Consider the following 9,900-nt stretch of genomic DNA (forward strand, 5'->3'; position numbering starts at 1 on the left):
CGCGAAAAGTTCGGCAGCTGGATCCGCGAGCCCCACCCCGAGGCCCTCCTCAACGCCACCATCTTCTTCGACTTCCGGGTGCTCTACGGCGACGAGAAGCTCGCCCACAACCTGCGCCACTGGCTGCTCGCCCTCACCGGCGGCAACCCGGCCTTCCTCAAGGCGATGGCCACCAACGCACTCGACGTGGCGCCGCCGCTGGGCAAGATCCGCGACTTCGTGACCGACGACGACCCCAAGCACCCCGGCACCATCGACCTCAAAAAATTCGGTGCCCGCCTGTTCGTCGATGCCGCCCGCGTGCTCGCCCTGCGCACCGGCGTCGAAGCCACCAGCACCGTGCAGCGCCTGCGCCAGGGCGGCTCGCGCATCGGGATGCCGGCCGAGGAGCTCTCGGCGATGGCCGACGGCTTCCACTTCATCCAGCTCCTGCGCCTGCGCCACCAGCACCTCGACACCGACCACGGCGCCCCGGGCGACAACCGGGTCAAGCCCGACAACCTCAACGAGCTCGACCGGCGCATCCTCAAGGAGGCCTTCCGGCAGGCCCGCAAGATCCAGCTCCGTCTCAAGCTCGACTACCAGATCTGACCCATGAACTGGCTCTCCCGATTCCTGCCCGGCAGCGGCCCGGGCCTCGACGCCCCGCAGCAGGCCAGCCTCGATCTCGCCGCCAGCCTGCCGGCGCCCGACCTGGCCCGCTCCCACTATGAAACCCGCTACGTGGTGGTCAACACCGAAACCGGCCCCGCCGACGGCGCCCAGCGCCTGCTGGCGGTGGGCGCGGTGGCGATCAACCGCGGCCTGATCCACGCCGACGACGCCTTCCAGGCCCGGCTGGGCGACAAGCCGGCCGATGCCCTCATCGGGCTATTGCGCTTCATCGCCCGCGCCCCGGTGGTGGTCTTCAACGCCCCCTTCAACCGGGGCATGCTCGAACGCGCCTTCGAACAGCACCTGGGCACCCTGCCCGCCCTCGAATGGCTCGACCTGATGGTGCTGCTGCCCAGCCTCTACCCCGAGCGCATCGGCGGCCAGGCCCGCATGGACGCCTGGCTCGGTGCCTTCGGCGTCGACCGCCTCGACCCCCGCGACGCCCTCCTCGAAGCCCTCGCGGTCGCCCAGCTGCACCAGGTGGCCCTCGCCCGCGCCCGCAGCCAGGGCCTCAGCAGCCCGCAGGACCTGCTCGATACCCAGAGCAGCCGCAAGTGGCTGCGGGGGGGCTGAATACGCCCCATCGGGGCCGCCCCACGGCCCCTTGCTGAACACCGGCCGCCGCGCCGGCGCCAACACAGCTTACAGCTCCCACCCGACGCCCCCATGAGGGGCGTTAATGAGATGGTCAGCCCGATCCCTACCCAGCGGACTACGCTGAGTAGGGATTTTGGTTTTTGGGGAGGCCATCATGAGCATCGTGACACTGATCGGGATCGATCTGGGCAAACACAGCTTCCACCTGCATGCGCAGGATGCGGCGGGCCGAATGGTGTTTCGCAAGAAACTCACGCGTAGCCAGCTGCTGGGCCAACTGGCGAACGTCCCCGCCTGCACGGTGGTGATGGAAGCCTGTGCCGGCGCCCACTGGATCGCGCGTCAATTGGCGGCATTGGGGCATACCGCCAAACTGATTTCCCCGCAGTTCGTGAAGCCCTTCGTGCAGGGCAACAAGAACGACTTCAACGACGCGCAGGCGATCTGCGAAGCGGCCAGTCGGCCCAGCATGCGCTTCGTGACGCCTCGCAATGAAGCCCAGCAGACGCTCTCGGCCCTGCATCGGGTGCGCGAAGGGCTGGTGCGGCAGCGCACGGCCGCCACCAACCAGATCCACGCCTTCCTGCTGGAGTTCGGCATCAGCCTGCCCAAGGGGCTGGCGGTCATCAAGCGCCTGCCGGCCGTGCTGGCCTTGCATCCCGATCTCCCCGTGCGTCTGGTCGCGCTGCTCGAGCGCCTGCGGGCGCACTTCACGTATCTGGACGAGCAGGTCGCCGAAGTGGAGCGGGAACTCGCTCAGCAATTGAAGGAGGACGAATCCAGCCAGCGCTTGCTGGAGATCCCCGGCATCGGGCCGATCACCGCCAGTGCGCTGAGCATCGAGCTCGGAGATGCGCGGCAGTTCGGCAGCAGCCGTCAATTTGCCGCCTCTCTGGGGCTGGTGCCCCGCCAGTACAGCACCGGAGGCAAACCAACGCTGCTGGGCATCAGCAAGCGGGGCGACAAGAACCTGAGACGCCTGCTGGTGCAGTGCGCCCGTGTGCTCATGCAGCGTATCGACAAGCGCGAGGACAGCCTCGGGCGCTGGGTGCGTGATCTGCTCACCCGGCGCCACTCGAACGTGGTGGCCTGTGCGCTGGCCAATAAATTGGCGAGGATCGCCTGGGCCATCCTCGCCAAAGGAACGCATTACCAGTCCGACCCCGCGGCAAGCGCCGCTTGAGCGGATGAAGACCGGTTTAACCAAAGTAGCCCATCTGGTTTTGCGACGGTAGAAAGTGTGATGACCTAAACGGCTCAACGGCCTGGCAAGAAACCTGACATGCAAAACAGCGGACAACGCTGAGGCGTTTTTGAGGTTTGCCAGGCGCGGCTCTCATCATGGGGCGGGCAGACACTTGCCTACCACGACCCCGGATAGATTTAAGCAAGCCCACTATAGGTCACGCAAATCTGCCTTGCAAAAATCGGGCTGACCATAGATTTTCATGGGCCCGCTGGCCCGGGATGTCAGCGCCGCCGTTCGTAGGTCACGAAGGCGAAGGGGAGCCCGGAGGCGGATGTCTGCGGGGCCCGGCTGGCTTCGCTCCAGTCGTCGGTGGTGAAGGCGGGAAAGAAGGCATCGCCCGGGTAATCCTGGTCGATCTCGGTGAGCAGCAGGCGGTCGGCGATGGGCAGGGCCTGGCGGTACAGTTCGGCGCCGCCGATCACGAAGGCGATGTCTGCGCCGGCCGCCGCGGCCAGGGCTTCGGGCAGGCTGCCCACCACCTGGCCGCCGCTGGCCTGGTAGCCCGGGTTGCGGCTCACCACGATGTTTGCCCGGCCCGGCAGCGGGCGGAAGGCATCGGGGAGCGATTCCCAGGTCTTGCGGCCCATGATCACCGGCTTGCCGCGGGTGGTCTCGCGGAAGAACTTCATGTCTTCCGGCAGGTGCCAGGGCAGGCGGTTGTCGATGCCGATCACGCGGCCGCGCCCGCAGGCGGCGATCAGGGCCAGGATGGGTCTGCTCATACCGCCACCGGGGCCTTGATGTGCGGGTGCGGGTCGTAGCCCTCGAGGGTGAAGTCCTCGAACTTGAAGGCGAAGATGTCCTTCACCTCCGGGTTGATCCGCAGCTGCGGCAGGGCGCGCGGCTCGCGGGAGAGCTGCAGCTGGGCCTGCTCGAGGTGGTTTGCGTACAGGTGGCAGTCGCCGCCGGTCCACACGAAGTCGCCCGGCTCGTAGCCGCACACCTGGGCCACCATCAGGGTGAGCAGCGCGTAGCTGGCGATGTTGAAGGGTACGCCCAGGAAGATGTCGGCGCTGCGCTGGTAGAGCTGGCAGCTCAGCTTGCCGCCGGCCACGTAGAACTGGAACAGGGCGTGGCAGGGCGGCAGGGCCATGCGGTCGACCTCGGACGGGTTCCAGGCCGACACGATGTGGCGGCGGGAGTCCGGGTTCTTCTTGAGGGCTTCGATGAGCTGGGCGATCTGGTCGATGCTGCGCCCGTCGGGGGCCTCCCAGCTGCGCCACTGCTTGCCGTAGACGGGGCCGAGCTCGCCGTTTTCGTCGGCCCACTCGTCCCAGATCGAGACGCCGTTGTCCTTGAGGTATTTAATATTCGTGTCGCCGCGCAGAAACCACAGCAGCTCGTGGATGATGGAGCGCGTGTGCAGCTTCTTGGTGGTGAGCAGCGGGAAGCCCTCGGCCAGGTCGAAGCGCATCTGCCAGCCGAAGACCGAGAGGGTGCCGGTGCCGGTGCGGTCGTTCTTGCGATGGCCGCGTTCGGCCACGTGGCGCATGAGTTCGAGATACTGTCGCATGGCGGGCCAGGGCATGAAAAAGGACCTCGATTTTAACCGATCCCGGCCCGCGTGATGCCGCATTGGCGCTTCACTGGCCTGCGGGCCAAAGGGCTTTCAATCCTTTGTGCTAACATCAAACGCTTAACGATATTTTGCAACAAATTGAAAGGCGCAAGGCGGTTATGGGAGCTGGTACGGTCGTCGAGAATGCGCATCCGCTTCTCCAGGCGGAGGCCCTTGGCCGAACGCTTGCAGATATCGGCAGCAACGGCGCACCGGCGGCCCTGGTCCAGGTGATCCGCTGGCTCGACTCCTTTCAGTTTGAGGAAGTGCCCTTTCCCGACCTGGCCGGCCTGGTCGTCGCCCTCGACGAGGCGGCCCAGCCCCAGCTCCGCTACGCCTCCGAGCTCTACCTCTCCAACGCCTACGGCTCGCGCAGCGCGCGCTACAAGGCGATCGGGCGCGATTACTACGCCAGCCTGGGCCGCGCCTACGATCTGGTGATGGCCGGCCTGGCCACCGATTTCTCCCTCGAGCCCGGCAACCGCCTGCGCCTCGAGATGCTGCTGCGGATGGTGCGTGCCGCGGCCGGTGAGATGAAGTGGGTGGCCTTCGACTATCACGAGCTCACTGAGGCCGTCTGGCGCCGGGCCGGGGCCGCCTACCGGGCCGCCCACGCCGCCGGCGGGCTCAACGTGCCGGTCACGGTCCGCGAGGGGCGCGAGACCCGCTCGACGATCGCCCGCGAGTTCACCCGGCTGGTGGCGCTGCAGTGCGCCAGCCTCGACCAGCTGCCGCCCGACCGCATCGAGGCGACCGACAAGCTGGTGCGTTACCTGCAGACCTCCCTCGATCTCTCCATTGAGCCGGCGGACGGCAGCCTCTTCTCCATCGATCTCGCGAAGCTTGCCGCGCCCCGCCGCGTGCTGGGCGCCGCCGAGCCCCAGCCGGGCTCGCTGCGTTATTTTCGCGCCGCCGACGCGGTGCCGATGCTCGACGAGCTGCGTCGCATGCTCGCCGAGGGCGCCCTGGATCCGGCCTTTGCGGGGGTTGGTGCGGGAGCGGTGGCGTCGGCGATCCGCCATCTGTCGCGCCAGTGGGGGCCGGTGCCGCCGATGCGGCAGTATCGCCGTCATCCGGTGCAGGGCTCCATCGCGCTGGCAACGGGGCTGGGTTTCATCCGCTCGCTGATCTCCGGCGAGGCGCTGATGCGTCCGGCCGCCGCCTGGTCGCTCACCGACGCCAGCCGCAGCGGCTTTGCGGTCTCGTCGCCCAACGTGGACGGCGAGGTCTGCCGGGTCGGCGCGATGGTGGCGGCCAACCTGGGCGACGGCGGGCGCTGGGTGCTGGCCGTGGTGCGCCGCGTCCGCCTGGGCGAGCGAGGCGCCGCGATGGGCCTGCAGACGATCTCGAGCGACCCGCAGCTGCTGGTTTTCGACGACGGCAGCCGTAGCTGGAACGGCATCCTGTGCGACGTGCCGGTCGCCGGCCGGGGCGTGCGCATTGCCTGCGAGCCGGGCGTGCTGCGCACTGGCATCCATGTTTTCGCCAAGGTGGCAGGGCGCCTCCTCAAGCTCACGCCGGCCGGCATACTGCAGAACGGGCCCGGTTATCAGATCGTCGGTTGCAATCTGGTCTGATATCGCAATAGACGACGGCTATTGCTTTCATATCACACCAATGTTTGACCTGCTGATTGCCAGCTGCTAACTTTGCGTCCATGAACATCGCGCAACAGACCACTCGCTTCTCTTCTCTGGCCTTCTCCGGGCTAGGTCTGCTGCTGCCCTGACGGGCACACATCTATTTCCCCTCCCTGTTGGTTTTCTCTGCCTCGCCCGATGTGGGCGGATTGCGTCCCTGCACGCACGGCCTCTGGAGCCCTTGCCATGATCTCGTCGAACTTCGTCCTGCTGTCCCTGCGACTGCGCCCCGGTTGCCAGGCCTCGAGCCCGCGGCAGTCTGGCAGCCCCGTGTCCGCATCCCATCATTCGCAGCGCATCCGACGACAGCAAAGGACAAGACCATCATGTTGAAGAACCCGAACACCAAGTACTCCGCCTTTCCCCCGGTCGCCCTCGCCGACCGCCAGTGGCCCAGCCGCCAGATCACCCATCCGCCCATCTGGATGAGCACCGATCTCCGCGACGGCAACCAGGCCCTCTTCGAACCCATGAATGCCGCCCGCAAGTTGCAGATGTTCCGCAAGCTCGTGGCGATCGGCTTCAAGGAGATCGAAGTCGCCTTCCCCTCCGCCTCCCAGACTGATTTCGACTTCGTCCGCCAGCTCATCGAGACCGGCGAGATCCCCGACGACGTGACCATCGAGGTCTTGAGCCAGGCCCGCGAGCACCTCATCCGCCGCACCATGGAGTCGGTGCGCGGCGCGCGGCGGGTCATCGTGCACATCTACAACGCCACTTCTCTGGTGTTCCGCGAGACCGTCTTCGGGATGAGCCGGGACGAAGTCCGCCAGCTTGCGGTGGACAGCGTGATGCTCGTCAAGCAGCTCGCCGCCGAGCAGCCCGACACCGAGTTCGTGCTCCAGTACAGCCCGGAAACCTTCACTGCCACCGAGCTCGACTTTGCCCGCGAGGTGTGCGACGCCGTGGTCGCCGCCTGGGACCCGCAGCCGGGCGAGAAGGTGATCCTCAACCTCCCGGCCACCGTCGAGGTGGCGATGCCCAACGTGTACGCCGACCAGGTCGAGTGGATGCACCGCCACCTCGCCCGCCGCGAGCAGATCGTCCTCAGCGTGCATCCCCACAACGACCGCGGCACCGCGGTGGCGGCGGCCGAGCTCGCGATGCTCGCCGGCGCCGACCGGGTCGAGGGCTGCCTCTTCGGCAACGGCGAGCGTACCGGCAACGTGGACGTGGTGACCCTCGCCCTCAACATGTACACCCAGGGCATCAACCCCGGGCTCGATTTTTCGGACATCAACTCGGTGGCCCGGATCAGCGAGGAATGCACTCAGTTGCCGGTCCATCCACGCCACCCCTACGTGGGCGACCTCGTGTTCACGGCTTTCTCGGGCTCCCACCAGGATGCGATCAAGAAGGGGTTCGAGCGCCAGCGCCCGGACGCCCCGTGGGCTGTGCCCTACATGCCGGTCGATCCGGCCGACCTCGGTCGCAGCTACGATTCGGTGATCCGCGTGAACAGCCAGTCGGGCAAGGGCGGTGTCGCCCACTTGCTTCAGGCCCACTACGGCCTCGTGATGCCGCGGCGGATGCAGGTGGAGTTCAGCGCCGCGGTGCAGCGCCTCACCGACCGCAGCGGCCAGGAGGTGGATGCCCACCAGTTGTGGACGCTCTTCGGTGAGGAATACTTCGGGGCCGACGTGCCGGTGCGCTATGTGGCCCACCACCTCTTCGAGGCCGGCAGCCGGCAGGGCATCCGCATCGAGGCCGAGCTTGGCGGCCAGCCGGTGGTGTTCACCGGCGAGGGCAACGGCCCGGTCGAGGCGGCGGTGGCGGCGCTCGGTGTGCCGATCCGGGTGCAGGGTTTCGAGGAGCGCTCGATGGGCGAGGGCGCCGACGCGGCAGCGGTGGCCATCGTCGAAGTGGCGATGGATGGCGTCGCCGGCAGCTGCTTCGGTGCCGGCATGCATCGCAATACGGTGACGGCCTCGGTGCAGGCCATCGTCAGCGCGAGCAACCGCATCCGGGCGCGGCGCGGCGAGACGGCGGCCCCGCGGGAGGCCGCGGGCTGCGCCGTGTAAGCGGGAGAAACGGAGCTGAAACGGGCCGGGTGATCCCCGGCCCGTTTTGTTTACACCGCCGCCAGGGCCTGGTCGAGGTCGGCCAGGATGTCGTCGATGTGCTCGATGCCGATCGACAGCCGCACCATGTCGGCCGACACGCCGGCCCTGGCGAGCTCGTCGGCGGACAGCTGGCGGTGGGTGGTGGAGGCCGGGTGGCAGGCCAGGCTCTTGCAGTCGCCGATGTTTACCAGCCGGGTGACCAGCTTGAGAGCGTCCTGGAAGCGGGCGCCGGCGGCCTTGCCGTCGCCGTCGGCGCTCTTCACACCGAAGTTGATGATGCCGGAGGCGCGGCCGCCCATGTACTTCTGGACCAGGGCGTGGTCGGGGTGATCGGCGAGGCCGGCATAGTTGACCCACGCCGCCTTGGGGTGGGCCTGCAGGAAGGCGGCCACCTTGGTGCTGTTTTCGCAGATGCGGTCCATGCGCAGGGCCAGGGTCTCGATGCCCTGCAGGATCATGAAGGCGTTGAACGGGCTGATCGCCGCGCCCATGCCCCGCAGCGGCACGACCCGGGCGCGGCCTATGTAGGCCGCCGGGCCGAGGGCTTCGGTGTACACCACGCCGTGGTAGGACACGTCGGGCTCGTTGAGCCGCGGGAAGCGCGCCTTGTGTTCGGCCCACGGGAACTTGCCGCTGTCGACGATGATGCCGCCCAGCGTGGTGCCGTGACCGCCGAGGTATTTGGTGAGCGAATGCACCACGATGTCGGCGCCGTGCTCGATGGGCCGGCACAGGTAGGGTGAAGGCACGGTGTTGTCCACGATCAGCGGCAGGCCGTGGGCGTGGGCGATGGCGGCCAGCGCCTCGAAGTCGGTGATGTTGCCCAGCGGGTTGCCCACCGATTCGCAGTAGATGGCCTTGGTGCGGGCGTCGATCAGCGGCGCGAAGGAGGCCGGGTCGCGGTAGTCGGCGAAGCGCACCTGGATGCCGAGCTGGGGCAGCGTGTGGGCGAACAGGTTGTAGGTGCCGCCGTACAGCGTGGAGGCCGAGACGATGTTGTCGCCGGCCTCGGCGATGGTCTGGATCGCATAGGTGATGGCTGACATGCCGGAGGCCACCGCCAGCCCGGCGATGCCGCCTTCCATGGCCGCCACGCGGGCTTCGAGCACCGCCTGGGTCGGGTTCATGATGCGGGTGTAGATGTTGCCCGCCACCTTCAGGTCGAACAGGTCGGCACCGTGCTGGGTGTCGTCGAAGGCGTAGGAGGTGGTCTGGTAGATGGGAACCGCCACGGCCTTGGTGGTCGGGTCCGGGCTGTAGCCGCCATGAACGGCCAGGGTTTCGAGTTTCATCGTCTTTCTCCGGGTTGAAGGCGCGGGACGGTGGAGGATGACCCTTGTCGGATCAGGGTTTTCCCGGAGGTGATTCCGGGAATTTCCAGCTCCCCGTCCTTTTGTCGCCTGGGGATAATACGCAAAGTGGCGCGTGGACAGTCCTGATCTTTGGCAAGCCCGGAAACTAAACAATACCGGGTGGGGCCACAGGGCGCGCAGCGGCACGCAGGAGGAGAAAAAATGGAAATCAAAGGACGCCAGTCGACCTGGCTCGAACTCGCCGTGGCGCCCCTGTGGCGGCTCGGCCAGACGCGGGTCCGGGTGCATGCCCTGGAAGGCGGCCACGCGGGCTGCCTGGCGATCACCGTGGACGAGCGCTGGCTGTGCGCCAACGACGGCCGGCTCACCGTCTTCAAGTGCCGCGATGCGGTGCTGCGTTTCCTCCGGCTATTGCGCATCGATCACATGGAGGAGGGGGAAGCCCGTGAGCTGCCCGCCTCCTGCGGCCGGGGAGACGTGCAGTGCATGCGTCTCGGCGCCCGTGGCCTGTGCGCCTGCAGCGGCGGCCGGCAGCTGAGGCGTGTAACGTCTCAGGCCGACCGGCCCAGCGCTTCGCTCAGCAGTAGCGCCATGCGCTGATCGAAGGCGGCCAGCACGATTTCCTTCTCGTACTTGTGCACCAGGTAGCCGGCGACGAGTCCCGCGCCGATCAGCAGCAGCGGATTGCGCAACAGCACGCCGCCGAGCAGGCCGCGGCCGGCGGCGAAGCCGGTGGCGGCCATCATGGCGCCCTGGGTCATCGGGCTGCCCATCATGCCGCCCATCATGTGGCGGGCCGGTTCTTCCATCATCATGGCATCTCTCC

9 protein-coding genes and 1 pseudogene are annotated in these 9,900 nt (G+C 67.5%); 6 read left to right on the plus strand and 4 right to left on the minus strand.

The genetic code is table 11. The annotated features are described in order from the left end of the window. From L6Q67_RS22995 to L6Q67_RS23005, 3 genes are all read left to right on the plus strand, one after another. On the plus strand, positions 1–591 hold a 591-nt coding region (locus L6Q67_RS22995), incomplete at its 5' end, for a putative nucleotidyltransferase substrate binding domain-containing protein (protein WP_296575651.1). Positions 592–594: 3 nt separating this feature from the next. Beyond that, entirely contained in the window at positions 595–1,227 is a 633-nt protein-coding gene (locus L6Q67_RS23000) for a 3'-5' exonuclease (RefSeq protein WP_296575655.1), read from the plus strand. A 178-nt stretch (positions 1,228–1,405) separates the two neighbouring features. Continuing rightward, positions 1,406–2,434 (plus strand): IS110 family transposase, encoded by a 1,029-nt coding sequence (locus tag L6Q67_RS23005; protein WP_296575659.1) that lies wholly within the window; start codon positions 1,406–1,408, stop codon positions 2,432–2,434. A 287-nt stretch (positions 2,435–2,721) separates the two neighbouring features. Here L6Q67_RS23005 and L6Q67_RS23010 read toward each other — a convergent pair whose 3' ends face one another. Both L6Q67_RS23010 and L6Q67_RS23015 read right to left on the minus strand, forming a co-directional pair. After that, positions 2,722–3,222 (minus strand): dihydrofolate reductase, encoded by a 501-nt coding sequence (locus L6Q67_RS23010; RefSeq protein WP_296575660.1) that lies wholly within the window; start codon positions 3,220–3,222, stop codon positions 2,722–2,724. After that, positions 3,219–4,013 carry a thymidylate synthase gene (locus L6Q67_RS23015; protein ID WP_296575675.1) on the minus strand — a complete coding sequence of 265 codons (795 nt, stop codon included), beginning with the start codon at positions 4,011–4,013 and terminating at the stop codon, positions 3,219–3,221. Before L6Q67_RS23015 ends, L6Q67_RS23010 begins: the two co-directional genes overlap by 4 nt. 164 nt (positions 4,014–4,177) lie before the next feature. Here L6Q67_RS23015 and L6Q67_RS23020 point away from each other — a divergent pair, with 164 nt between their 5' ends. Beyond that, positions 4,178–5,635, plus strand: coding sequence for a hypothetical protein (locus tag L6Q67_RS23020; RefSeq protein WP_296575663.1), 1,458 nt, complete (start codon positions 4,178–4,180; stop codon positions 5,633–5,635). A gap of 389 nt (positions 5,636–6,024) precedes the next feature. Next, positions 6,025–7,719: a 2-isopropylmalate synthase gene (gene leuA, locus L6Q67_RS23025; protein ID WP_296575665.1), complete on the plus strand. Its 1,695-nt coding sequence runs from the start codon at positions 6,025–6,027 to the stop codon at positions 7,717–7,719. Positions 7,720–7,769: 50 nt separating this feature from the next. Here the strand turns inward: leuA and L6Q67_RS23030 are convergent, their stop codons facing one another. After that, a complete protein-coding gene (locus tag L6Q67_RS23030) occupies positions 7,770–9,053 on the minus strand; it encodes an aminotransferase class I/II-fold pyridoxal phosphate-dependent enzyme (RefSeq protein WP_296575668.1) in 1,284 nt (427 codons plus the stop codon). A gap of 222 nt (positions 9,054–9,275) precedes the next feature. Between L6Q67_RS23030 and L6Q67_RS23035 the strand changes: the two genes are divergently transcribed. Further along, positions 9,276–9,674, plus strand: coding sequence for a hypothetical protein (locus L6Q67_RS23035; protein ID WP_296575670.1), 399 nt, complete (start codon positions 9,276–9,278; stop codon positions 9,672–9,674). Here the strand turns inward: L6Q67_RS23035 and L6Q67_RS23040 are convergent. Next, positions 9,626–9,900: pseudogene (locus L6Q67_RS23040) on the minus strand (hypothetical protein); the annotation flags it as partial. The gene L6Q67_RS23035 and the pseudogene L6Q67_RS23040 overlap by 49 nt on opposite strands.

This window comes from Zoogloea sp. (assembly GCF_023150065.1).
GTDB lineage: Bacteria > Pseudomonadota > Gammaproteobacteria > Burkholderiales > Rhodocyclaceae > Zoogloea.

Excerpts from the sequence above, each read along its gene's own strand:
- L6Q67_RS23000 (WP_296575655.1), top strand. The coding sequence starts at position 595 with ATGAACTGGCTCTCCCGATTCCTGCCCGGCAGCGGCCCGGGCCTCGAC.
- L6Q67_RS23005 (WP_296575659.1), top strand. The coding sequence starts at position 1,406 with ATGAGCATCGTGACACTGATCGGGATCGATCTGGGCAAACACAGCTTC.
- L6Q67_RS23010 (WP_296575660.1), bottom strand. The coding sequence starts at position 3,222 with ATGAGCAGACCCATCCTGGCCCTGATCGCCGCCTGCGGGCGCGGCCGC.
- L6Q67_RS23015 (WP_296575675.1), bottom strand. The coding sequence starts at position 4,013 with ATGCGACAGTATCTCGAACTCATGCGCCACGTGGCCGAACGCGGCCAT.
- L6Q67_RS23020 (WP_296575663.1), top strand. The coding sequence starts at position 4,178 with ATGGGAGCTGGTACGGTCGTCGAGAATGCGCATCCGCTTCTCCAGGCG.
- leuA (WP_296575665.1), top strand. The coding sequence starts at position 6,025 with ATGTTGAAGAACCCGAACACCAAGTACTCCGCCTTTCCCCCGGTCGCC.
- L6Q67_RS23030 (WP_296575668.1), bottom strand. The coding sequence starts at position 9,053 with ATGAAACTCGAAACCCTGGCCGTTCATGGCGGCTACAGCCCGGACCCG.
- L6Q67_RS23035 (WP_296575670.1), top strand. The coding sequence starts at position 9,276 with ATGGAAATCAAAGGACGCCAGTCGACCTGGCTCGAACTCGCCGTGGCG.